The 24,241-nt window shown below is 35.5% G+C and carries 26 protein-coding genes and 1 tRNA gene; 6 read left to right on the top strand and 21 right to left on the bottom strand.

The window, feature by feature from the left end:
* Window positions 1-46 precede the first annotated feature (46 nt).
* From ACFJGY_RS06855 to ACFJGY_RS06830, 6 genes are all read right to left on the bottom strand, one after another.
* Window positions 47-724, bottom strand: a complete 678-nt coding sequence (locus tag ACFJGY_RS06855; protein WP_379969405.1) for a response regulator transcription factor — start codon at window positions 722-724, stop codon at window positions 47-49.
* A gap of 112 nt (window positions 725-836) precedes the next feature.
* Window positions 837-910, bottom strand: a tRNA-Ala gene (locus tag ACFJGY_RS06850).
* A 124-nt stretch (window positions 911-1,034) separates the two neighbouring features.
* Window positions 1,035-1,262 carry a DUF2007 domain-containing protein gene (locus ACFJGY_RS06845; RefSeq protein ID WP_379969403.1) on the bottom strand — a complete coding sequence of 76 codons (228 nt, stop codon included), beginning with the start codon at window positions 1,260-1,262 and terminating at the stop codon, window positions 1,035-1,037.
* Between the two features lie 65 nt (window positions 1,263-1,327).
* Window positions 1,328-2,650, bottom strand: a complete 1,323-nt coding sequence (gene lat / locus ACFJGY_RS06840; protein WP_379969401.1) for an L-lysine 6-transaminase — start codon at window positions 2,648-2,650, stop codon at window positions 1,328-1,330.
* A gap of 38 nt (window positions 2,651-2,688) precedes the next feature.
* Complete coding sequence (locus tag ACFJGY_RS06835; RefSeq protein ID WP_379969399.1) at window positions 2,689-3,453, bottom strand: hypothetical protein; 765 nt, start codon at window positions 3,451-3,453, stop codon at window positions 2,689-2,691.
* A 279-nt stretch (window positions 3,454-3,732) separates the two neighbouring features.
* On the bottom strand, window positions 3,733-5,271 hold the full coding sequence (locus ACFJGY_RS06830; RefSeq protein WP_379969397.1) for an aldehyde dehydrogenase family protein: 1,539 nt from the start codon (window positions 5,269-5,271) through the stop codon (window positions 3,733-3,735).
* A 187-nt stretch (window positions 5,272-5,458) separates the two neighbouring features.
* Here ACFJGY_RS06830 and ACFJGY_RS06825 point away from each other — a divergent pair, with 187 nt between their 5' ends.
* Window positions 5,459-5,644 carry a hypothetical protein gene (locus tag ACFJGY_RS06825; protein WP_379969395.1) on the top strand — a complete coding sequence of 62 codons (186 nt, stop codon included), beginning with the start codon at window positions 5,459-5,461 and terminating at the stop codon, window positions 5,642-5,644.
* Here ACFJGY_RS06825 and ACFJGY_RS06820 read toward each other — a convergent pair.
* Window positions 5,641-6,066 (bottom strand): DoxX family protein, encoded by a 426-nt coding sequence (locus tag ACFJGY_RS06820; RefSeq protein WP_379969392.1) that lies wholly within the window; start codon window positions 6,064-6,066, stop codon window positions 5,641-5,643. The two genes, ACFJGY_RS06825 and ACFJGY_RS06820, sit on opposite strands and share 4 nt — an antisense overlap.
* A gap of 71 nt (window positions 6,067-6,137) precedes the next feature.
* On the bottom strand, window positions 6,138-7,013 hold the full coding sequence (era, locus tag ACFJGY_RS06815) for a GTPase Era (protein ID WP_379969390.1): 876 nt from the start codon (window positions 7,011-7,013) through the stop codon (window positions 6,138-6,140).
* Between the two features lie 178 nt (window positions 7,014-7,191).
* Here era and ACFJGY_RS06810 point away from each other — a divergent pair, with 178 nt between their 5' ends.
* Window positions 7,192-7,869, top strand: a complete 678-nt coding sequence (locus ACFJGY_RS06810) for a T9SS type A sorting domain-containing protein (RefSeq protein WP_379969388.1) — start codon at window positions 7,192-7,194, stop codon at window positions 7,867-7,869.
* 98 nt (window positions 7,870-7,967) lie between these two features.
* Window positions 7,968-8,972, top strand: a complete 1,005-nt coding sequence (locus ACFJGY_RS06805) for a bifunctional oligoribonuclease/PAP phosphatase NrnA (RefSeq protein WP_379969386.1) — start codon at window positions 7,968-7,970, stop codon at window positions 8,970-8,972.
* Window positions 8,973-9,213: 241 nt separating this feature from the next.
* Here ACFJGY_RS06805 and ACFJGY_RS06800 read toward each other — a convergent pair whose 3' ends face one another.
* From ACFJGY_RS06800 to tilS, 7 genes are all read right to left on the bottom strand, one after another.
* Window positions 9,214-9,579, bottom strand: coding sequence for a DUF1304 domain-containing protein (locus ACFJGY_RS06800; RefSeq protein ID WP_379969384.1), 366 nt, complete (start codon window positions 9,577-9,579; stop codon window positions 9,214-9,216).
* Between the two features lies 1 nt (window position 9,580).
* Window positions 9,581-10,363: an alpha/beta fold hydrolase gene (locus tag ACFJGY_RS06795; RefSeq protein ID WP_379970131.1), complete on the bottom strand. Its 783-nt coding sequence runs from the start codon at window positions 10,361-10,363 to the stop codon at window positions 9,581-9,583.
* 4 nt (window positions 10,364-10,367) lie between these two features.
* A complete protein-coding gene (locus ACFJGY_RS06790; protein WP_379969382.1) occupies window positions 10,368-10,865 on the bottom strand; it encodes a hypothetical protein in 498 nt (165 codons plus the stop codon).
* Window positions 10,866-10,938: 73 nt separating this feature from the next.
* Window positions 10,939-11,457, bottom strand: coding sequence for an ExbD/TolR family protein (locus tag ACFJGY_RS06785; RefSeq protein ID WP_379969380.1), 519 nt, complete (start codon window positions 11,455-11,457; stop codon window positions 10,939-10,941).
* Between the two features lie 126 nt (window positions 11,458-11,583).
* Window positions 11,584-12,021 (bottom strand): GNAT family N-acetyltransferase, encoded by a 438-nt coding sequence (locus ACFJGY_RS06780; RefSeq protein ID WP_379969378.1) that lies wholly within the window; start codon window positions 12,019-12,021, stop codon window positions 11,584-11,586.
* Between the two features lie 114 nt (window positions 12,022-12,135).
* Entirely contained in the window at window positions 12,136-14,178 is a 2,043-nt protein-coding gene (locus ACFJGY_RS06775; RefSeq protein WP_379969376.1) for a cytochrome c biogenesis protein CcdA, read from the bottom strand.
* Between the two features lie 104 nt (window positions 14,179-14,282).
* The gene (gene tilS / locus ACFJGY_RS06770) at window positions 14,283-15,575 is read right to left on the bottom strand and encodes a tRNA lysidine(34) synthetase TilS (RefSeq protein WP_379969374.1); all 1,293 of its coding nucleotides are present in this window, start codon (window positions 15,573-15,575) and stop codon (window positions 14,283-14,285) included.
* A gap of 229 nt (window positions 15,576-15,804) precedes the next feature.
* Between tilS and ACFJGY_RS06765 the strand changes: the two genes are divergently transcribed.
* From ACFJGY_RS06765 to ACFJGY_RS06755, 3 genes are all read left to right on the top strand, one after another.
* Window positions 15,805-16,641 (top strand): flagellar motor protein MotB, encoded by an 837-nt coding sequence (locus ACFJGY_RS06765; RefSeq protein ID WP_379969372.1) that lies wholly within the window; start codon window positions 15,805-15,807, stop codon window positions 16,639-16,641.
* 239 nt (window positions 16,642-16,880) lie between these two features.
* Complete coding sequence (locus ACFJGY_RS06760) at window positions 16,881-17,528, top strand: O-methyltransferase (RefSeq protein ID WP_379969370.1); 648 nt, start codon at window positions 16,881-16,883, stop codon at window positions 17,526-17,528.
* A gap of 33 nt (window positions 17,529-17,561) precedes the next feature.
* Window positions 17,562-18,278, top strand: coding sequence for an NlpC/P60 family protein (locus ACFJGY_RS06755; protein ID WP_379969368.1), 717 nt, complete (start codon window positions 17,562-17,564; stop codon window positions 18,276-18,278).
* A 173-nt stretch (window positions 18,279-18,451) separates the two neighbouring features.
* Here ACFJGY_RS06755 and ACFJGY_RS06750 read toward each other — a convergent pair whose 3' ends face one another.
* The 6 genes from ACFJGY_RS06750 to ACFJGY_RS06725 all read right to left on the bottom strand — a co-directional run bounded on the left by ACFJGY_RS06750 (window position 18,452) and on the right by ACFJGY_RS06725 (window position 24,149).
* The gene (locus ACFJGY_RS06750; protein WP_379969366.1) at window positions 18,452-18,703 is read right to left on the bottom strand and encodes a hypothetical protein; all 252 of its coding nucleotides are present in this window, start codon (window positions 18,701-18,703) and stop codon (window positions 18,452-18,454) included.
* 200 nt (window positions 18,704-18,903) lie between these two features.
* Window positions 18,904-19,158 carry a hypothetical protein gene (locus ACFJGY_RS06745; RefSeq protein WP_379969364.1) on the bottom strand — a complete coding sequence of 85 codons (255 nt, stop codon included), beginning with the start codon at window positions 19,156-19,158 and terminating at the stop codon, window positions 18,904-18,906.
* 24 nt (window positions 19,159-19,182) lie between these two features.
* Window positions 19,183-21,363 carry a TonB-dependent receptor plug domain-containing protein gene (locus ACFJGY_RS06740; RefSeq protein WP_379970129.1) on the bottom strand — a complete coding sequence of 727 codons (2,181 nt, stop codon included), beginning with the start codon at window positions 21,361-21,363 and terminating at the stop codon, window positions 19,183-19,185.
* Between the two features lie 472 nt (window positions 21,364-21,835).
* Window positions 21,836-22,645: a 3-deoxy-8-phosphooctulonate synthase gene (gene kdsA, locus ACFJGY_RS06735; protein WP_379969362.1), complete on the bottom strand. Its 810-nt coding sequence runs from the start codon at window positions 22,643-22,645 to the stop codon at window positions 21,836-21,838.
* 122 nt (window positions 22,646-22,767) lie between these two features.
* Window positions 22,768-23,625, bottom strand: coding sequence for a hypothetical protein (locus ACFJGY_RS06730; protein ID WP_379969360.1), 858 nt, complete (start codon window positions 23,623-23,625; stop codon window positions 22,768-22,770).
* Window positions 23,622-24,149, bottom strand: a complete 528-nt coding sequence (locus ACFJGY_RS06725) for a DUF1697 domain-containing protein (RefSeq protein WP_379969358.1) — start codon at window positions 24,147-24,149, stop codon at window positions 23,622-23,624. Before ACFJGY_RS06725 ends, ACFJGY_RS06730 begins: the two co-directional genes overlap by 4 nt.
* Window positions 24,150-24,241: the final 92 nt, after the last annotated feature.

The raw sequence follows: 24,241 nt of genomic DNA, 5'->3' as shown, positions 1-24,241 counted from the left end.
GTAGTATAAATTTAATAATTTATAATTAACTATTCACAATTAATAATTAATCGGAAATCCACTTGTAACCTGTTCCGTAAACAGTTTTGAGATAATGATCACAACCTGCATCGTAAAGTTTTTTCTTAAGATTTTTGACGTGTGCATAGACGAAATCGTGGTTATCCAGCATATCGGCAAAATCACCGGAAAGATGCTCTGCCAAAGTACTTTTGGAGATCACCTTATTTTTATTCCCGATAAAATAAATCAACAAATCAAATTCCTTTTTTGTAAGCGCAATATTTTCATTATTAATTGTTACTGTTTTTGCCAAAAGATCGATCTGAAGTTCGTTTTGCTTTACAATATTGGAATTGTTAAATTGCTTTCTGCGGATAATAGAATAGATCCGCGCCATCAATTCAGAAAGATGAAAAGGTTTTGTGAGGTAATCATCTGCCCCCAACTGCAGGCCTTTTATTTTATCATCCAGTGCATTTTTGGCAGAAACAATGATGACACCGTCCTGTTTATTCTGCTTTTTCAGTTCTTCTAAAATTGTAAGACCATTACCATCCGGCAGCATAATATCGAGTAAGATACAGTCATACTGAAAAGCCTCGATCTTGTTCATCGCTTCATTAAAAGTGGAAGCAAATTCACACAGATAGTTTTCTCCTTCAAGATATTGTGCGATGCTTTTTGCCAATTCAGTTTCGTCTTCAATGATTAGAATTTTCATCAATAATTATATTTTGATTAAGATCATTTTGCTAATGTACAGATCCAATTCTGAAGAAATTTTGAATGAAGATAAAATAAAAAATCCTTACAATAATAACTGCAAGGACTTGTGGAGGATATCGGGATCGAACCGACCACCTCAACACTGCCAGTGTTGCGCTCTAGCCAGATGAGCTAATCCCCCTTTTGTTCTGCAATGATAATGATTTTGTAGATTATCAACAAAATTTAATTTAAAATTAATAAAAATCGGGCTCAAATAAATTTGAGCCCGACTTCTGTAAAACGTAAAATTTAAAAATATGAAATCAATTTTGACTTGATTTTAAATACTCATCGATGATCTCAAACGCTTTCTTCTCGTCTCGAAGATCAACTTTAATAAAAGTGTTGGTTGCAGTAGGAGTCGAAAGAAAACTAAGATAAGAGTTTTCAACATCGCATTTTATTCCTGCATCTTCCAGCTTAGACTTCATCAGCTGGATCTCCTGTGGGCTGCTGCTTTCGTAAACAGAGACTCTGGTTGTTGCATCCATAATTCAGATTTTGATTTTTATTAAGCATAGCAATTTATAAAAAAAATATCAAAATCCGAAATTCTTTATATTAAATTCTCAAATAATGAATTTATTTTATCTAAAACAATCTGTATCTCGTCTTTTGTTACATTAAGATGCGGACGGAATCTGATCGACTGGTCGCCACATGTCAAAACGATAATGCCTTCATCATAAAGTTTCTCTCTCAGCCAGTTCCTGCTGTCGTGATCTCTAAGGTCGAATGCACACATCAATCCTTTTCCTCTGGCTGCAAAAATATGTTCCGGATATTTGTGTTCCAATTGTTTCAATCCGTTTAATAAAAACTCTCCGACAACGTTGGAATTTTCTACCAAATTTTCATTTTCAATGATTTCTAAAACCAATTGGAAACGAAGCATATCAATGAAATTACCGCCGAATGTTGAATTAATTCTGGAGCTCTCCTGGAAAACGTGATGTTCCACTTCGTCCAGCTTTTCTTTGTTAGCCAAGATACCGCAAACCTGAGTTTTCTTACCAAAAGAAATGACATCCGGAATAATTCCCAAATGCTCAAAAGCCCACATTTTTCCTGTCATTCCGATTCCGGTTTGGACTTCGTCAAGGATTAAAAGGATTTCATTTTCGTCACAGATTCTTCTCAATTCAGCGAAAAATTCATTTCGGAAATGGTTATCGCCGCCTTCTGCTTGGATTGGTTCGATGATGATACACGCCACCTGATCCGGATTCGACAAAATCGCTTCCTGAATATGGAGTAAAGCCATTTGTTCGTGCTTGATGGTTTCTTCCAGATTTTCTTCTGTGATTGGGAAATTCAGTTTTGGATTGGTGATTCTTGGCCAGTCAAATTTTGGAAAATACTGGTGTTTTCTTGGGTCGGAAGTGTTTGTCAATGACAATGTGTAACCACTTCTCCCGTGAAAAGACTGCTTGAAATGAATGACAATTCCCGCTTCTTTATCAATATTTTTCTGCCAGTTTTTTCTGGTTTTCCAGTCAAAAGCGGTTTTCAAAGCGTTTTCTACGGCCAAAGCGCCACCTTCTACGAAAAAGCAATAAGGCAGTTCTTTCGGGATCGCAACTCTGGAAAAAACGTCCATAAAATCTGCATATTCCTGCAAATAAACATCACTAAGAGTCGGTTTGTAAATCGCCATTTTCCCAAGCCAATTGGCTTTTTCCAAAATGTAAGGATGGTTATAACCAACGGCTGCCGAAGCAAACATAGAGAACATATCGAGATACTCCTTGCCTGTCAATCGGTCTACAATGTAGGAACCGTGGGACTTTTCAAAATCCATTACAAAATCGAAACCGTCTGCAAGGATGTGTTTGCCGAGTGTTTCTTTTACTTTATTTTCGGTCATTGTTATATTCATATTGTTTTAAATTATTAGAAATTATATGAAAAAAATTACTATTGATAAAATGTATAATTGTTTTTGAAAACAACTGTGTAATTTTCACTTGCAGATTGATAAATCATTTTTACTGGCAAATTATATTCATCTAATTCATAGTTTTCGCTATCTTCTTCATTATTATCATAATTTTTATTATATAAAGAAATCAAAACTTTTCCTTTGAAAATTTTCTTTTGCAAATAATGATATTCTTTTCCTTCATCTTCAATAGTTTTCAAAGTTGAATCATTTGTTTCTTTAATTATTTGCGAAATATTTTTGTTGACATCATATAGTGTTTTTGTAGAAATATTTTGGTCATAAGAAAGAAAATAAGAATTTGTATAATCTATATTATCTCCTTCATAAAAAATTTTTGATATTAACTTATTTTTTTCAAATTTGTATAAATAAAAATTTGTGAGCTTTTTCTTTCCTTCATAAAAATAATTTTTCACTTCATCTTTTTCAAAATCATATTCAAACATTTCCTTGCCGTAATCCTTCTTTCGTTGAATTTTTTTAACATTTTTATCTTCATCAAAATCAGTACAATCTTTTATGTTTTCAACATATCTCCAAGGATTATTATTGGTTCCAGACGCTTCAATATGTGTTTTCAATACAGCCGTTAAATTCCCTGCAACATCGTATTCATATAAATTATTATCCGCTCCTGTGTTGGAATGCAATATGGTTGTCTGAATCATTTTGTTATTATTGTCATATTTATTTCTCTCAATAATTGTCAAATATTTTCCATTCCAGTTTTCGCCCACAAATTGTCTGTAATATTTAAATATGAGATTTCCAGATTTGTCGTATTCCAAAATATTCAAAATTTCATCTTCTTTTTTCTGAACTACACGTTGAAGATTTTTAGGAAAAGTGTTGATTGTATAATTGATATTGAACGGTAGATTATATGTATTTGAAGTCATCATCACATCTTCGTATTCAGGCATATTGAATTTTTCCTGACAAGAAAAAAATGTGAAACAAAAAATAATTATAAAAGAAAATTTATTCATCATCGTGAAAAATCGTATAAATCAAAATCACAAATCAAATTTAATCCCTTGAGCCAAAGGCAGACTGGTTGTATAATTGATAGTGTTAGTCTGTCTTCTCATATAATATTTCCAGACATCGGAGCCGGATTCTCGTCCGCCGCCGGTTTCTTTTTCACCACCAAAAGCACCACCGATTTCTGCTCCGGAAGTTCCGATATTCACGTTGGCGATGCCACAATCCGAACCGTTATTTGAAAGGAATAATTCTGCTTCTCTCAGATTCTGAGTCATAATTGCAGAACTCAATCCTTGGGGAACATCGTTTTGTAAAGCGATTGCCTCGTCCAAAGTTTTATATTTGATCAAATAAAGAATTGGTGCAAAAGTCTCGTGTTGTACGATCTCGTAATTGTTTTCGACCTCGGCAATGCAAGGTTTTACATAACAGCCGGAAGTATAATCTTCGCCTTCCAAAACGCCACCTTCAACTACGAATTTTCCGCCTTCAGCTTTACATTTTTCTATGGAATCCTGATATTGTTTTACTGCAGATTGGTCGATGAGCGGACCAACGTGATTGGATTCGTCCAATGGATTTCCGATTTTCAATTGTCCGTAAGCCTTTACTAATCGATCTCTCACTTCATCGTAAACAGATTCGTGGATGATGAGACGTCTTGTAGAAGTACATCTTTGTCCAGCCGTTCCAACCGCACCGAAAACTGCTCCTATAATACTCATATTGATGTCCGCATTCTCTGTAATGATGATGGCGTTGTTTCCGCCTAATTCCAAAATCGATTTTCCGAAACGCTTTGCCACATTTTGCCCAACAATTCTTCCAACTCTGGTAGAACCTGTGAAAGAAACTAGAGAAATTCTTTTATCATTTACCAGTTTATCACCAATTTGATGATCAGCAATTACTAAGTTTGAAATTCCCTCGGGAAGTCCGTTTTCTTTAGCAACTTCTGCAAAAATATTTTGACAAGCAATGGCGCAAAGCGGTGTTTTTTCTGACGGTTTCCAAACGACAACATTACCGCAAATCCAAGCCAGAGAAGCGTTCCAGGCCCAAACGGCAACCGGAAAATTGAAAGCGGAAATCACGCCCACAATTCCCAGAGGATGATATTGCTCGTACATTCTATGACCGGATCTTTCGGAATGCATTGTATAACCGTGAAGCTGACGCGACAATCCAACTGCAAAATCGCAGATATCAATCATTTCCTGAACTTCGCCAAGACCTTCCTGTAATGATTTTCCCATCTCGTAAGAAACTAGTTTTCCCAGATCGTCTTTATATTCTCTTAGTTTGTTACCAAATTGGCGAACCAAATCGCCACGTTTCGGAGACGGAATTTGTCTGAATTCTTTGTAAGCTTCTTGTGCTTTTGCTACCACTTTTTCGTAGTCGTTGGCATCCGAAGTTTTGATGGAAGCAATCTGATTTCCGTCAACAGGAGAATAGCTTTGTATATTTTCACCGGAAGAGAAAAATTCTGATCCTGTGGAAGTTCCGTTGTTTTCTGTTGAAATACCTAATCTTTTTAGGCTTTCTGATATTGAAATTGAGGACATAAAGTTTTTATTTTTGAAGTCTCTAAAGATAAAAAGATATTTTGACCGGCAAAATTTAAAACTAACAATCGTTAGTAAAAATATAGAAACGTTTGAAAATTCAAATCTTTGAACTCACTTAGAAAGTTAAATTATTTTGAATGAATCTAAATTGTGGAATTTTTCTTATTTTTGACAAAAATAAAAAATGGAAGAGCAGATTCAGGATGGAGAAAAAAAAGTTCCGAAGTGGAAAAGTTTGTTGAAGAAGTTCGGGATTGGCGGCATTATTTTTTTTACCGTAAAAGGAATCATCACTTCTACATTAATCTACTTTCTCGGGAAGAATTTCTGGATTATCATCCGGGATTATGTAAGCCAATGGTTTGATTAATAGACGTCCTGCTTTTTTGTCATCAAATTATCTATTGAGAATTTTCCGGATCCCAAGATCAAAATTATAAAGTATAAGAAAAAGTACAGGACGCTGAGTTCTTTTGCTTCGTAAGGATCAGAGCCGTGCGCTACAAAACAAGCCACCAGCATCGTGATCATCAGCGGGATACACGCAATTCTTGTAAATAATCCCAAGATAATAAGAACCGAGCATAGAAACTCTGCAAAAACGACTAAAACCATTGTAAAAATAGATCCCATCCCAAGAAAGCTCATAAATTGGATATGATTATTCTCGACTAATATTTCCAGTTTTGGAATGCCGTGCGTCAACATAGATAAGCCTACAAAAACCCTCACTATCAATATCAATACATCTATCAGATTGGAATTGGGCTTGGCTGAATTTATATTTTTCATTGTGTGTTTTTAAAAAATACTTCATTCAAAGCTACAAAAAAATCCTTTATAGAAAAGGATTTGCAATGATTTTAACGGTAACCGAAATTTTTGAGGTCTCTGTCATTTTTCCGCCAGTCTTTTTTGACCTTCACAAAAAGATTGAGATGTATTTTTTTGCTGAAGAATTTTTCCAGATCTATACGTGCTTCTGTACCTACTTTTTTGATCATTTCGCCTTTGTGGCCAATAATGATTCCTTTTTGAGTATCACGTTCTACATAAATTATAGAATCAATAAAAATAATGCCTTCTTTTTCCTTAAACTGCTCCGTAACCACTTCTACAGCATAGGGGATTTCTTTGTCGTAATTCAAAAGAATTTTTTCTCGGATCGCTTCATTTACAAAAAAACGTTCCGGTCTGTCGGTGTACATTTCTTTATCGTAATAAGGCGGATTTTCCGGAAGCATATCTTTCAGCTTCGGAAGGATCACGTGTGTGTTAAAAGAATTAAGGGCAGAAATCGGAAGAATCTCTGCCTTAGGTATTTTCTCGTGCCAATCGGTTGCTATTTTTTCAAGAGCTTCCTGATTGGTCTGATCGATTTTATTTAATAATAACAAAACAGGAACAGGAATTTTGTTCAGTTTATCAATCAGGAATTCTGACTGTTCTGCTTTATCCGTCACATCAACAATAAACAGGAAAACATCAGCATCCTGCAAAGAATCCTTCACGACATCCATCATTTTTTCCTGCAACCCGTATTTTGGATCCAGAACACCCGGCGTATCGGAAAATACGATCTGAAGATCTTCTTCATTATAAATCCCGAAAATCCTGTGTCGGGTTGTTTGTGCTTTTTGAGTAACAATTGCTAGTTTCTCCCCCATCAATTGATTGAGAAGGGTTGATTTTCCGGCATTTGGTTTCCCGACGATGTTTACAAATCCTGCTTTGTGCATTGGTAGTTTTTAGATAAAAGACTTTAGAAATTAGATTAAAAGCCTGTGATTGAAATTGCAGCAAAGTTACGGAATTTTTAAGCTAAGACTTTTAAAATCGTAACATTAAATATATCAACAGGTTATATTATAATTCATAAAATATTTTTAACTTTATAGTCAATAAAATTTTTAACCTATGAAAAAAACTTTACTTTTTATTTTTGCAGCCAATTTATTCTTCGCACAAAACGCTGGGTTACTAAACACAAACTGGCAAGTTACCAAAGTTGTTGGAGAAACGTTTAATGATCAAGTTCCTCCACCAATGCCATATCAACAGCTTACTCAATTTAATTCAAACTCTTCGCAAGTCAATTTATCTTTTTTCAATACTGTTTCTGCCAATTTGACTTATAGTGGGGAAAACATGTTTAAAGTGAATGATAAAGCTTGTACTTTGGCAGACTACTGGGGTGATAATGGTGAGGTCAACCAGTTTTTCGGATTGTTGTGTAGTTTCTTTATAAAGGACACAAACTATTTTTACACCATTGTAAATAATGGGAATGAAAAAACTTTGACCATTAGTAACGCAATATTCCAGGAAATCCATTTTAAATCGATAAATCTAGGCACAAAAGAAAATGAATTATTTAAAGTTGTTCTTGCCCCTAATCCAGTAAAAAATATTTTAACCGTTACTTATTCTACCGATATAACTTCGGCAAAAATATTTGATTCATCTGGAAAACTGGTTTATGACAAAAAAGATGAGAATGTGAAAACTCTGAATATTGATATGCGGAATTTTAAAACTGGCACATACTTCATCCAGTTGAACAACAAAGAAACTCAGAAAATTATTAAGCAATAAAAAGAATAATTATTGCAAATCAAAAATCGGTTCAAATTTGAGCCGGTTTTTTTATTTAATGTTTTACCTTTGGCACTTTACTTTTCAAATCATCATTAATGTTTACAGCTAAAGAAATCTCAGAGATCAATGCGCTTCTCGTTCCGGAAAATAATATCGTCATCGTAACTCACCACAACCCAGACGGCGACGCCATTGGCTCTTCTCTAGGACTGAAACATTATCTTAAAATGAAAGAAATAGAAGCAACCGTAATCGTTCCGAACGACTTCCCAAAATTCCTGAAATGGATGCCGGAAGCAAAGAAAATAGTGATTGGAGAATACAAAAGAAAAGTAGCCGGCGAAGCGATTTATAACGCAGATGTTATCTTTTGCCTGGATTTTAATTCACCAACGAGAATCGGGCTTTTAGGTGATTGGGTAACAAAAGCTAAAGCTAAGAAAATCCTGATCGATCATCATCAGATGCCGGAAAAATTCGATTATGTATATTCTGACACCACGATTCCGGCGACCTGCCAGATGGTATATCATTTTATTCAGGCTAACAATGACGAAAAGTCTGTGAATCTTGATATTGCACAATGTCTTTACACCGGAATAATGACCGATACAGGTGGTTTCCGATTCCGGTCTACCAGTGCAAGCACCCACAGAATCGTGGCTGATCTTATCGAAAAAGGTGCAGATCCGGCAATCATTACTTCCAACACCTGGGACACGAATACCATTTCCAGACTGCATTTGCTTTCCTTAGTTCTCAGCAGAATCGAACTGACAAAAGATGGTAAAGTGGCCATCCTTTGGCTGAAACGTGATGAACTGAAAGAATATGGTTTTGACAAAGGCGATACGGAAGGTTTTGTGAATTATGGTCTCAGCGTTCTCGGAACCAAAATGGCAGTTTTCTTTATGGAAGATCTTTACGAGGATTTTATCAAGATCTCTTTCCGTTCCAAAGATTCTGTGGACACCAATCAGTTTGCGAGAAAACATTTTAATGGCGGCGGACATATCAATGCTTCCGGTGGGAAATATTTCAAACCGATGGAGGAAACGATTGAGGATTTTAAAGAAAAAATTGAGGCGGAGGAGTTTTAATCATAATTCTTTAAGCATAATATTGTCATTCCGTAGGAATCTAAACAAGGCTGTCGAGATTCCTACGGAATGACAAATATTTGTTTTTATATTGGGAAAATCTGATTCCCAGAAAGCCCATAGCCCCGATGGGAACGGCATCCTTTTTTGTCATTGCGCTGAAAAGCATCGATCAATATCTTACCGTCGTTCGCAATGGCAAAAAAGATATAGTGGACAGCGGGAAACAGCTACTGAAAACTTATCTCAGCAAAACGAAAATCAACGCGATAATCGCCGGCAAAGCCTGAACGAAAAATATTTTTCTAGAGGCTGAAATTGCACCGTAAATCCCTGCAACAATCACGCATCCAAGAAAAAATACTGCTACATTTTTTGCCCAAATCTGGTCACAAATAAAGAGACTCCAAATGAGTCCTGCCGAGAGAAATCCGTTGTAAAGACCCTGATTGGCAGCGAGTTTTTTGGTTGGTTTGAAGAGATCGTCTGCAAGTGAGGCTCTGAAGGTTTTTTTGCCGAGCGTTTCCCACGCAAACATTTCCATATAAAGGATGTAAAGGTGTTCTAATGCAACGATTGCGGTAAGTGTTTTTGAGATAATTTCCATTTTAGAGTACGAATTTTTTTGGTAAATGATGTAATAGTTCTGTGTTGATGATCGCAGCGCATACTTCGGGTTTTTCCCAATGGCCGTTGTGTCCGCAATCCAGAACGTAGGATTTGATGTTGGTATTATCAGGAAGATTTTTAATCGTTTTTTCTGAGTTGACGGCCGAATCGTGCTTGCCGGATAAAACCAGAATTTTCCCTTCGAAGTTTTCTAAAACCCCGGATCTGTCAGGACGTTCTATCATTCCTTTTTGTGAAGCGAGAACGCCTTCTACGGACGATGTGTAAGCCACTTCTTTTGCCAGTTTTATTTTAGATTCCAGAATATCGTGTTCGTTTGGGTTGAAAAGATTAGGGATCCCGGCGTTTGCGAAAGCACGGAAATTCTCTTTGATGATTCTGAGGCCTTTGGTCCTGGTTTTCTTCTTCTCCTCGTCATCGGCAAAATAGGTTGAGAAAAATAAGGTGAAGGATTTCAGGTTCTCAGGATATTTTTCTGCAAAAGCTAAAGAAATATAGCCGCCCATAGAATGTCCCAGCAAATGAAACTGGCTTAACTTCAAATGATCCGTTACTTTTTTCACTTCATCTGCCATCAGTTCCATCGTCTGGATTTCTGCAATGACTTTTGACTTTCCGAAGCCCGGCAAATCGATTTTTATTAATTGGAATTTCTCGGAGAGAAATGGCTTCATATCATCCCAAATGGAGAGATTTTCCATAAATCCGTGGAGTAAAACCAAAGTTTCCTGTCCGTTTCCTTCAATTTCGTAGTTGAGCATCATTTTAAAATTTAATTATAATTCCGTCAGAAAAACCCGAATGATTAATAGATTCGTGAAGTTTGAAAGTTTTTCCACCATCTTTTGTAGAAAAGTTTTTCTTGCCTTTTCTGACATCCTGTTTTCCATTGTCATAATCTAAAATACTTTGGGTGATAGTTCCTTCGAATTTAAGATTTTTTGCAGACGTCATTTTCGCAGTTCCTTCAATATCAACAAAGTTCTTTCCCACCGAGTTATTGCCTGATATTTTATATTGATCGCGGCCAATTTTTAAAAATGTCACTTTCCCTTCTCCTTCTATCATATCGTGCTTCAAAATGTGAGTTCCTTCCAAATCTTTGAAACGGTCGTGACTCAAAATACTGTCATTAATTTTTGTTCTTGCAATATTGATAGAGTCGATTATTTTTGAACTGTCAATTCTAGAAACATTGGTTTCTGCAGATTTTTTGCAGGAAATAATTGAGAGTAAAATAATAATCAGGAAAAGTTTTTTCATTGGTTAAATTTTCTTCTAAAATAAATAAAAAAGAGCGTCTGGCAGACACTCTTTATAAAATATTCTTTAATTTTTACTGAATTCTACTTTCGTACAATTCTTTTTCTTTATCGTTGAGTTCGGAGATTCCGTAACGTTCTGATTTTGTGATTGCCAGTTCATCCAGCATATCGACCATTGTTTTGTATTGGGAATCGTCCGCCGGTTTTATGATGACAGTAAATTTTTTTTCATCTATAGCATTTGCCTTTGCTGCCTCGATAGTTTTTGCCACTTGAAATTTGTCGAAAGAAACTTCTGTCAAACTTTTATCATTTAGATTTTTCTTTTCATCCTGATAATAAAATACACGCCCATCTTTTCCTAAAATAAATGTGATTTGATTTTTGATATTAATGTCAGTTGGCGGATGAGGACCTTTTGCCGGCAATCCGACATCCATAACATTCGGTTTTGAAAAATTGGTAGTGAACATAAAAAAAGTGATCAGTAAAAATCCCAGATCCACCATTGGCGTCATATCCACGCGGATTGGTTTTTTGTTTTGGGTTTTCTTTCCGTTAGATTGCTCTTTGATTTGAATTTCGGCCATAGCTTTAAAATTTAATAGTTAGTATTGAAAACAAGAAATACATAACGATTTGTCATCATTATGGATTTTTGAATACAAATTTTGTACCTATTATTTCAATTATATATAAAATTACTATTCACAGAATTACGAATTCATCCATTGATCATAAGTCATCTCGAATTTGATTTCATTTTTACCGTGTTTTCCAACTTCTTTCCATTCGGCTAAACGGTAGAATTTTTCTGCTCTTGTGTTGGGTGCCGTTCCCAGCCAGACAGGTGTTTTGGTTTGCTGGAAATACCAGTTCAGCATCATATTATGCAGTTGTTTTCCTATGCCCTGATCTTCATATCTTGGAGCCACAAACAGTGCCCAGACGTTATTTTCTACTGTATCTATGACAGCAAAGCCAACAATCTGACCTTTGATCTCGCAAACCCATCCTTTTCCTTTGTTGGTTAAAAAAGCTTCGTAATCTTCGTCTTTTATTAGATTTGGGTCCGATAATTTATTCTCTTTTACAGAATTGCGAACCAATTGCATCTGTTTGATATCTTCTATTTTAGCGTCTCTAAAATCCATATTGTTATTGTTTTATTTAACTACAAAAGTTAAAAATATTTTTTTATACTTAAATCAATTTATTCTTTTTTGTCTTTTGTGGTTTTAAAAATTCTTTACTTATTCTTATAAAAATCAATGCCACATTTCAGGAACTTTTTGAACTCTTCTTTGGGCATATATCCCGAAAACAGGAATGTTGATCACTTTCTGATCCGGCGTTACCAAAACATAGTGCGGCTGGGAATTATTGTTGAAATTAACCTGTTGGAATAGGCTCCATTTATCACCAATAGTTTTGATCTTTTTCATTTGACCTTCGCCCATATCAATTTTAACCTGTTCATTTTCTGGCAGTTCCTCTTTATCATCTACATAAACCGAAGCCAAAATCACATCATTCTGAATCATCGGCAAAATATCATCCTGACTCCAGACAAATTCCTCCATTTTTCGGCAATTCTCACAACCGTATCCTGTGAAATCTATCAAAACAGGCTTGTTTTCTGTCTTTGCCGCTTCTATCGCTTCGAAATAATTGTGATAAGGTTTTAATCCTAATATTCCGTCTGATTCTTTGTGGAAATAGCTGACATTAAGGGGTGGTAAAATTCCGCTCAACAATTGCAATTTTGGTTTCTCGGAAGGAATCAATCCCTGAATTAAATATCCGACAAACACAATCCCAAAAACGCCTAGAATCCTTCTTCCTAAGCTAATTTTCGGTTTTTTGTCATCGTGAGGAAATCTTATTTTTCCGAAAAGATAAATAACCAATCCAATTGCAATGATAATCCAAAGTCCAATGAAAAGTTCTCTTTTCAACAAGAATGTTTTGGAAACCAGATCTGCTTTTGAAAGGAACTTTAAAGCCAAAGCCAACTCGATGAAACCAAGAACAACTTTCACAGTATTCATCCAGCCTCCAGATTTTGGCAGACTTTGAAGTGCTTGTGGAAACAACGCCAACAATCCGAAAACCAATGCCCAGGCTAATCCGAATCCACCCAAAGCGAAGGTCAAAAGTGTTGGAACATTTGTCGCTCCGGCAACAACTCCTCCGAGTAAACTTCCCAAAATGGGACCTGTACAGGAGAATGAAACGATAACCAAGGTCAAAGCCATAAAGAAAATCCCGATCAATCCGCCGGCTTCCTCAGCTTTGGAAGATTTGTTTGCAATCCAGCTTGGCAATGTGATCTCGTAATAGCCGAAAAAGCTCAAAGCAAAGAATAAAAATATGGCAAAAAAGAATAAATTGAGCCAGATGTTGGTCGAGATCTGATTAAAAATATTACCCGAAATTCCATCAATAATATGAAACGGAATACTCAATAAAACGAAAATCAACAAAATGAAAAACCCGTAAATAAACGCATCTCGTTTTCCTTTTGCCTTGTTTTTATTTCCTTTTGTAAAGAATGAAACCGTCAACGGAATCATCGGAAAAACGCACGGCGTAAGCAATGCAATCAATCCACCAAGGAAACCAAGTCCAAGAACCAGCCAATTGTCATCATTTGGTTTCTGCTGAACAGTTCCGCAATTGGTCAAAGGATTTTTGAAGTCCAAAGATTTGATTCTTAAACCTTCCTGTTTTTCAGTATTTGATGTAGAAACCGTTGCGACCGTTGTTTTTGATTCTGGAACCGGAACAGAAATACTATCTGCTCCGCCAGTTTTAGTTTCCGTAATTTTAGTTTCAGAGCTTGAAGTAGCTGTAATTTGCTTTTCGAATTCCAAAGTATTTGGAGCCAGACAAACCCTATCGTTACAGGTTTGATACATAATTTCAGCTGTGATTGTTGATAGCTTCGACGGATCTTTTGGTTTGAACTTCTGCTTGAAAACCACTTGGTCGGAATAATAAACGATCTGAGCACCGAAAGCCTCGGAAAATTCATCATGCTTTTTACCAACTTCTGTCACTTTCCCAATCAATTGAATACCGTCTTTTGAACTTATTTTAAATTCGGTCGGAATCCCGGAATCCGGCGGCAGATCTTTGGAATAGATGTGCCATTTGTCTTCAATTGTTCCGGTCAATACGGCTTCATATTCGTCTTTTCCAACAGAAACCATATCAAACTTGAACTTGACAGGATTTTTAATTTGGGCGTTGAAGATTGTAATTATAAATATAAAAAGTGTAGATAACACTAGTTTTGGATCTTTCATTTTTAATTTATTTATTTATTAACCACAATGTTCACAAAGTTTTTTGCACAAAGGACACAACTTTGTGCGCTTAGTGAAATCCTTGTGCTCTTTGTGGTTTAATATTATATTTTTAAAATTAATTCTGTCTCAAAATTATCAATTGATTCAAACCTTCCATCTTGCCGTAAAGGTAAAATCCCGATAATCTGCTCATTAGCATCACAAAGAAGCCAGATTTTTTGCTTGGCTAAAATAGACAATTTTTCATCCTTAAAAAACTTAGAGACTTTCTTTTTGCCAATCATCCCGATAGGGAAAAATATATCTCCTTCTCTTTTTTTTCTCAACTTGAGAGGTAATTCGATTTTATTTTGGTCGATTTTCCAATTGCAATTTCCAAACGGTTTAATTTCTTTTTTAATGTGTTCGGGAATCAATATTTCATTTTCATTAATTTCAAGAAAGATTTCTTCAACCTTAGTAAAATCATACTTTGGTGCTAAAATCAATTCATTTCTGTTGATGATTAATTGAAAATTACCTACATAAAAAACACTTCCAGTCTGCGCTGTAAAGATCTTCTTCATTTCTTTTTCATCTGTAAAACCGTATCTTTTCAATATTTCAAAACGAAGTAAATCTGATTCTTTAGAGAATTTTTCTTTATCAATAATTGTTTGTCCGGTTTCAACATTCAACTCAAAACCATTAATTTTTTCATTAATCAAATCATTCAGAACATCTTTAGTCTGATTCAGAATCTCCATACTTTTTGAAAAATTCTGAAGGAAATTAGCATTGATTTTTTCTAATTCCGGAACAACATTGTGTCGAACTTTATTCCTTAGATAATCGGTTTTCTGATTGGATTTATCTTCCCGGAATTCAATTTTATTCTCTTTTGCAAATTCATAAATTTCATCCTTAGAAAAACTGAGAAGCGGGCGAATGATATTATTTTCATTCGCTGGAATTCCACTCAAACCTTTTATGCCTGAAGCTTTGGAAAGATTAATAATAAACGTCTCCAGCTGATCGTTGAGATGATGCGCCGTTACAATATATTCGAGATTTTGCTCTTTTTGGATTTTCCGAAAAAACCGGTAACGCAATTCTCTCGCCCAATTCTGAATAGAATTTTCCGGTTTGTTATCTTTCTCTGAGACCTCATACAAATGAAAAGGAATTTTGTGTTTATGACAAAAATCTGAAACCAGCTTCTGATCCAGGTTAGAATCCTCATTACGAAGATGATAGTTGATATGTGCAATCTCAAATTTAAAATCCAAAACCTGAAACAAATCGGCCAAAACCATAGAATCAACACCTCCACTTACTGCTAAAAGGTATGTTTTTTGCTGCAACTGAGGTTGTAATTGCTCAAGAACGTTTTGAAATTTTAAGAGACTTAACACAATTTTATAACGAAATATTAAGTTATAAACACAAATATACGTTTATTAATTCTTACTTTTGAAACGACTAAGACAAGCAATTACAGGATAACAGATATTTGCGAAATCATAAAAACTTAAAACAAATAAATTATTTACACATGAAATCGCGATCTTGTAATTTTGTATATTTAACAATAACATTTTAGCGATTGCATAAGACCAATAAAAAAACAATAAATATATACTTATGAAATTATTTAAAATTCTGACAATCGCCGTAATGGGACTTTCCCTTACCTCTTGTGTCAGCAAAAAACAATTCGACGCCCTTAATCTGAACTATCAACAGTGTATTACAGACGCAGGCGAAAAATTAAGACAAATTCAGGATCTGAAAGGTGAAAACTCTTCTCTTAAAGGACAAAATGATCTGCTTATGGGTCAAAACAACGCCCTGAAATCCAGTCTTGACGCTTGTCTCTCCAACGCAGGAAAAGGTTCTGCAAATATTGATAAACTGGTTGGTGAGATCAACGCTTCCAATTCTTACATCAAGCAATTGATCTCCGGAAAAAGCAAAAACGACAGTTTGAACCTCGCTTTATCCAACAAGCTGAAACGTTCTCTTGACAACATCGCAGACCAGGATGTAGATGTGAAAGTTCTGAAAGGTGTTGTATTGATCTCATTATCAGACAAAATGCTTTATCAGGTTGGTAAATATGATATCCAGCCGGCTGCCGCAGACGTCTTGGCTAAAGTTGCCAAAGTGATCAACGATTATGATACTTACAGTGTTTTAATCGAGGGTAATACTGATAATACACCTCTTACAAGTGCTACTGCGCCAAAAGACAACTGGGATCTTTCTGCACTTAGAGCAACTGCGGTGGCAAAAGTTCTACAAAACCAATTTGGCGTGAATCCTAACAGAATCACAGCTGGCGGTAGATCGGAATACAATCCTAAAACAACCAACGCATCAGTTTCCGGACGTGGCGAAAACCGTAGAACGGAGATCATCATTATGCCAAAGCTGGATGAGTTCATGAAATTGATGGACATTGCGCCGGTTAAGAAATAAATGATAAATGATGAATGATAATTGATTCATTCAAAGTTCATAAAATAAACCTTGTCAGAAATGATGAGGTTTTTTATTTGGGCAGCTTTATCCGTCTTCCACTCCCGCTATTTTTTGCCGAAGCTTTTCCAGCAACAAAAAATGAGCTCCGTTCAAGCCGGGCTGCAGATTCAACATTCATACAACTTTCGTCGTAAATAGTTAACTTTGACCTTTAAACCAAAAACTCTGAACTCCCAATGAGTTACTTCGAAGAATTAGACAAAGAAATGGACCGCTATCTGGAAGACAACGCTTCCGAAGAACCGGCAATCCTAAAAAAACTTAGAAAAGAAACTTATCAGAAAACCACACACGCCAGTATGATCTCCGGTTATCTGCAAGGTCGTCTGCTAAGTATCATCTCCAATATGATAAAGCCTAAAAACATCCTTGAGATCGGAACTTTCACAGGTTATTCTGCGCTCAGCATTGCAGAAGGATTGCCACAAGACGGAAAATTATACACCATTGACAAAAATGAAGATCTCGCCTATCTTCCTCAAAAATATTTTGAAGAAAGCGAATATAAGGACAAAATTGAATTCATCATCGGAGATGCAAAAGAAGAGATCAAAAAGCTGGACAAAATATGGGATCTTGTTTTCATTGATGCCGATAAAGAAAGCTATCTGACTTATTTTGAACTTATCAAACCTAATCTTGTCAGCGGCAGTATTATTCTTGTCGATAATGTTTTATGGCATGGAAAAGTGATTCAGGAAAGTGCAAAAGATAAATCAACAGAACAGATCAAACTGGTTAACAAAATAGTATCCGAAGATCCCGATTTCGAAAATCTAATCTTACCTTTGCGAGACGGATTGCATCTCATCAGAAAGAAATAAAATTCGTACTTTTAAATTTGTAATCCATAGAAAATGAACAAAGGAATTTGTAATGTTTCCATCGCTCCGCTGAGAGCAGACTGCTCCGACAAAAGTGAAATCGTAACACAGCTTTTGTACGGCGAATCTGCCGACATCATAGACGTTTCCAATAACTGGACAAGAATCCGGACGCATTATGATAATTATGAAGCTTGGATGGATACGAAACAAATCACGCCTGTTTCGGATGAATATTTAGCTTCAAGGAAAATCAATCTGATCAAAGAACCTTTCCAATCGACAATGACGGAAAGCGGAAAAACATTGTTGTCAATGGGATCAGAAGTGACTTTTGAAACCAGCTCGCCAACGCGTGGCAAAGATCTCAGCGAAAGCATCGTGAACTGTGCAAAAGAATTTTTGAATGTTCCATATCTCTGGGGTGGGAAAAGCTTTTTTGGGATCGATTGCAGCGGTTTTACGCAGATCATTTATAAAATACACGGCATCAAAATCCCGAGAGATACTTATCAGCAAGCCGAACTTGGAGAAGCTTTGACATTCATAGAAGAAGCAAAACCGGGCGATCTGGCATTTTTTGAAAATTCGGAAGGACGGATTATTCACGTTGGCTTCATTCTGGCCGATCAGAAAATCATCCACGCACACGGAAAGGTGAGAATCGACAGCCTGGATTCATCAGGGATTTTCAATAAAGATCAGAATAAACATACACATAAACTGAGGTTTATAAGATCTTATTTTTAGTCTTAACTTAATAAAAATATGAGTGCTTAAAAAACATGCGCATGTTTTATAAAAGTCATGCGCATGAGTTGATCAATTCATGCGCATGGTCTAATTGAATCATGCGCATGGCTTAGCATAACAGAAAAACTTCCAGTTTTGGAAGCTTTTTATTTATTTTGGCAAAAACCCGGTTACAATAATTCCCGAATTGTGACTTCCTGCTTGATTTTTCCATAACTGAAAATATTACCGATGATAATCGGAATAAAGATGACAGGGATCATTGTATAAAAACCAAATCCTTTGGTAACCGTAAAATAATTACAACCGATTACCAGTAGGACGAAAAATATCATAAAGCAAATAAACTGAGTTTTTGCATTTTTAAGGGTTTTTAATAATTCTTCATTTGATAATTGTGATAAGTTGTCCGACTTTTTCATTTTGGAATATTTACTTGTCTATAACAATTTGAAGTCCAACTTTACAGTGAAGATGTTTCCCGCCAGATAATCGGAATCGGAATTGTAAAATTCAATTTGAAAGTAATTCAGGTGTTGAATCAAATAAGTATTTGGAGAATATAACATCAAATAATGAAAGCTTCCATATTTTGGAAGCTTTTTTATTTATTTAAGAAAAATTAATTGAGCAGATTCCTGCTTCTCATTTCTGCTTTTAGCTTATTAAAATTGGTAACGTTTGCGACCAGTATCGAAATAAAAACGACCGGCAAAATTGTAAAAACACCGAAACCTTTTGTAAGTGTGATAAAAACCGCAGTGCCAATTAATAAAATAAAAACGATGATAAATCCAATGAAAATACCTTTTGCCGTATTATAACTTTTTGCAAGTTGTTCATTACTCAAATGTGACAGATCTTCTGATTGTTTCATTTTGTTAAGTTTATAATATTAATCTTACAATTTGAATTCTAACTTAACATTGAAGAATCTTCCTGTCAATCTTACTGGAACAGGATAATATAATTGTGGCGAAGAATTCACATCGCTGATCCACTGATTGGCAATCGTATTATTGATATTAAACGCGTTGAAGATCTGAACACCCAAAGTCAGTTCCTTGAACTTGCCCCAGAAATTTCCGCTCGCTTTGTTGTCCTTCTGATCGATAAAAACTTTGGTCAAACCAATATCGACTCTTTTGTAAGCCGGTAAATTTTTCTGATAACGGTAAGCTGCCAAATAATCCGGCAATCCGTTGGCATCAAATAAAACCGGTGTTCCGGATGGCAATCCGCTGGCGTAAGTCAGAGTCAGATTAACCCTCATACTTGGGAATTTTGGCATATAATCCTGATAGAACATAGAGAAACGGAAACGCTGATCTGTAGGTCTCGGGATATAACCCATTCCTTCTATATTTTCATAAACTCTGGCATAACTTGCAGAAATCCAAGAGTCAATACCCGGAACAAACTGCCCAAATAATCTCGCATCCAATCCGTAAGCATATCCTTCGGCATTATTTTTACCGGAATATCTGACTCTCACATTATCCATATAATACGGAATCAGGTTTTCCATTTTCTTATAATATGCTTCTGTTGTCAGCTTGAATTTTCTTTCCTTAACCTGAAATTCGTAATCATTGGCAACAATGATCTGATAAGATTTCTGAGCCGTGATATCAGAATTGAAAGCACCGGTCAAATCTTTAATCTCCTTATAAAAAGGCGCCTGATAATAAATACCACCTGCAACACGGAATAACATATCCATATCCCAATTCGGTTTGATGGCAAACTGAGCTCTCGGACTGAATAATGTTTCCTTGTTGAAACTCCAGTTCTGGATCCTTGCACCTCCATTTACAAAGATCCTGTTGCTTCCCCAATAGAACTTTTTAGAAAACTGAGCATAAGCAGAGATTCTTGTCGGATTGATATCGTTTTGTCCGGCAATGTAATATTTAAGATTAAGGGCAGAAGTGTCGAGATTTCCTGGAAGCACAAAATCCCTTGGATTGCTGTAACCGATGGAATCTACAAACTGCCATTCGTTTGTGAAATCTTTGATGGTTTCTCTTTCGTATTTTACACCAACTTCTAAATCTGTATTGACATCGGGAGAGAACTTGGTTCTGAACTGCGAACCAGCAACTCTCACTAATAAGTCATTTCTTGCGTGGTCGATCTGTCCGCCGGCATCATAACCGGCAACCGGATTTCCATCTTCATCAAAAGCTTCCAAAATATAACCAGATGCGATGGAATAATATTCTCTTTCTCTGTTTTGATAAGCAAAATTATCCAGTGTAAGTTGCCATTTTTTATTTGGTTTGAAGTTAACGCTCACCGTTCCCATCATATTTTTGTACTGGTCATCTTCTTGTCCGTTGTAGAAAACCGTGAGTTTCAATGGTTGCAAAGCACTTCCAAAGTCCACTTCTTTTTCTTTCGGGATCATTTCATAATCATTCTTTGCATAATAGCCCAAGAATGAAAGGGACCACTTGTCATTGAACTGATAATTAAGATAAGTCTGTACATCCATATATCTCGGATTGAAATCTGTATCTTCATTAAGGGTATTAAGAACCAGGTTTGTATTTCTGTAACGTCCGGAAATCAATCCAGTGAATTTTTTGTCTTTGGAAGCAAATCCGGTTGTCAAACGTCCCCCAATTAAACTCGCTTCTCCGGAAAGTTCAAACTTCTCCGGTTGTCTGTAATAAATGTTAAGTGCAGACGACATTTTATCACCATATCTCGGTTCAAATCCACCAGCAGAAAAGTTGATTGTAGAAACCATATCAGGATTGATGATACTCATCCCTTCCTGCAAAGAATTACGCACCAAAAACGGACGGTACAACTCGATATCATTGATGTAAATAAGATTCTCATCATAACTGCCTCCTCTTACCATATATTGCGAACTAAGTTCTGCATTGGAGTTTACGGATGGTAAACTTTTCAAAAGCCCTTCTACGCCTCCGGCCAATGATGCTACTTCTTTTGCTTCTTTTGCAGAAATCTCTATGGAAGTAATATCATTCGTTTTGAATTTTGCCTTTTTCTGAAAAACAACTTCCTGAATTTCATTTTCGTTAATTGCAGGAAGAAAAAGGACATTGATATTTTGAGTCTTCGGCGTTGTTTTGATGACTTTTGAAAAACCTTTAAAGTTTAATTTCTGCACACTCAGAGTCTGTTCAGAATCTGAAAGTGGCAATTTTACAAAGCCATTTTTATCGGTTTGATAGGTTTGATTATTATAGATTACATCTGCTTCGGACACTGCCTTTCCGTCTTCGTCCAAGACTTTTAAATTGATTTGAGAAAATGCCACTATCGGCAGAAAGAAAAGAATTAAGAGAATATAATTTTTCAATGTTGTAGTTTTTATTGTCGATTTTATATTTTAAAATAATCTTGGGTTAGCAAAAATAACAATTAATCTAAAGAACGAAAGAATATTTATAATTGTTGTACAAAAAATTGATTTGTTTGCTGAGAATTGTCTGTAAATTATGAAATATTAAATAATTATTTGAATTTTCACTCATTTCAAGTAAGAAAAAAAGTCCGGAATTACCGGACTTTTATTTTTATAATATTGCTTCTCTTATTCTGGTTAGTTTTCCAAGCAGACCATCCAGCAGATCTAGTTTCAGCATATTTGCACCGTCCGATTTTGCAACAGAAGGGTCTGGGTGAGTTTCGATAAAAAGACCGTCTGCACCAACAGCAATTCCCGCCTTTGCAATGGTTTCTATCAATTCTGGTCTTCCGCCTGTAACGCCAGAATTCTGATTGGGTTGTTGTAATGAATGCGTCACATCCAAAATAACTGGAGAATATTCTCTCATCGTTGGAATCCCTCGGAAATCTACGACAAGATCTGTGTAACCGAAAGAATTTCCTCTCTCAATAATCGCAGTTTTATTGTTCCCGGAATCTCTTACTTTCTGAACCGCAAATTTCATCGCTTCGGGAGAAAGAAATTGTCCTTTTTTAAGACTCACCGCTTTTCCCGTTTCAGCAGCTGCGATCAAAAGATCAGTTTGTCTTACCAAAAACGCGGGAATTTGTAAGACATCTACATATTCTGCAGCCAAAGCAGCATGATCGTTCTCGTGTATATCTGTGGTTGTCGGAATATTGAACGTCTCTCCCACTTTTCTAAGGATTTTCAACGCTTTTTCATCGCCGATTCCTGTGAAAGAATCTACGCGGCTTCTGTTTGCTTTTCTGAAACTCCCTTTGAAGATGTAAGGAATATTGTATTTATCGGAAAGTTTCACGATGTGTTCTGCGATCTGCAGAGCCATTGTCTCATCCTCAATTGCACAAGGACCAGCAATAAGGAAGAAATTCTTGGAATCTTTATGGTGGATTTTATCCAGATATTGTATCATTATTTTGATTTTTAGTTGTGAATTTTAGACTTTAGATTTTCTAAAATTTGAATACAAATATACGGATTTTAACAGAAAAATTTTTCGAGTCCTGAATTTGGAAATAGTTGTAACAATATCAATTATCGATCTGACTTTAATTCCTGTTCAATTTTATCAACGTGTGACTTATATTGATCTTCACCAATCTTGGTTTTATAGATTTTGATCCATTTTTCAGTATTCTTCCAATCTTTTTTATTACTGAAGTTAATGATTTGATTGACAATACATTCACTTTTATAATTCTTAGTTTTAAAATTATTTAAATTATTTTGAAGATAATCAGCAGCAGGAATCAATTTATTTTGATGTAGCAATGCATAATGCATTTCCTTAATCATCAACTCATCTTTAAAATTATTTTTCTCGGCCTCATTGATAATTTCTTCTGCTCTTGGGGATTGATCCAACGCATTATAAGCAAAAGCCAATTCAAAATAAAATTTCAGTGACTTGTAACCTTCTTCTCTAAGCTGTTCTAATTTTGGTAAGGCCAAGTTTGAAAAATTAGTACCATTAAGAAAGCTTAATTTGTCAACTAAAAAATCTTTGTCCGGTTTGTCACTTTTATAGAATTTAAGAAATTCTGGCGGATTGGGAAGTTTAATTTCATTGATTCTTTTGTCTGATAAAACAGCAACTTTCAAATCCATATTCTGCCATCTGGCAATCATATTATTTTCAGTAGGAACAAAATTCAATTTCCCATTTTCTTCTTTCAGGTTTCCTAAATATTTATAACTATAGCCAGCAGAAGAATCAAAATAAGGGACACCTAAAGAAAACCCTTTATCTTCTGGCTTTGGATAAAAGACTATATATTTGTTTTCAGCCTCATAAAAAGTTGTCGAAAAATCGAAATCAGAAGGTATTTTCACTTGTGAAAAGAACTGCAATGAGCAGATCATCAAAAAGGAAATCAATAGTTTTTTCATCATAGTTTTTTTATTATTTTCTCAAAAGTATTAATATTCCGGCTCGTGATTTTATCTTTCAGGCTTTTTTTGCCAAGAATTTTTCCGAAAGTTGAATCCAAAGTTTGTCCTTTTGGAACCTGCCAGTAGAATATTTCGTTGACTATTTTTCCTTTTTCTCCTTCTTCTTTGGTTGCTTTTTCAAATTCTTCAAGCAAAGTTTTTTCTACTTTTTCACTTCCCAGAAAGACATAACTATGATAGTTTTCGGTTACCGGAAAAGGATTATTTTTGAAAATATCACGGATCTCTTCTTCATTTTTGATGAACAGAAAAGCATCATAACTGAAGTGATCCGACATTGCTTTTTCCAAAATCTTTTTCAATTCTGCAGCATTTTTATCGGACTGAAACAGAATATTACCACTAGCCAAAACCGAAGAAACATTTTCCACGCCTGCATCTGAAAATACTTTGCAGACATCTGCCATTTTCATATTGGTTCCTTTGACATTGACACCGCGGAGAAAAGCACAGAATTTTTTCATTGTAAAAAGTAAAATGTATTAATGTAAAAAGTATTTTTTATTCGATGAATTGCTCATAGCCCCGATTGCAGCGGCATCCTTTTTTGTTATTG

The sequence above is a fragment of the Epilithonimonas sp. UC225_85 genome, from assembly GCF_042695135.1.
In the GTDB taxonomy this organism is placed as follows: Bacteria; Bacteroidota; Bacteroidia; order Flavobacteriales; family Weeksellaceae; genus Epilithonimonas.
Note: the sequence above shows the minus strand (reverse complement) of the source record. Positions and strands in the feature narration are given on the sequence as shown.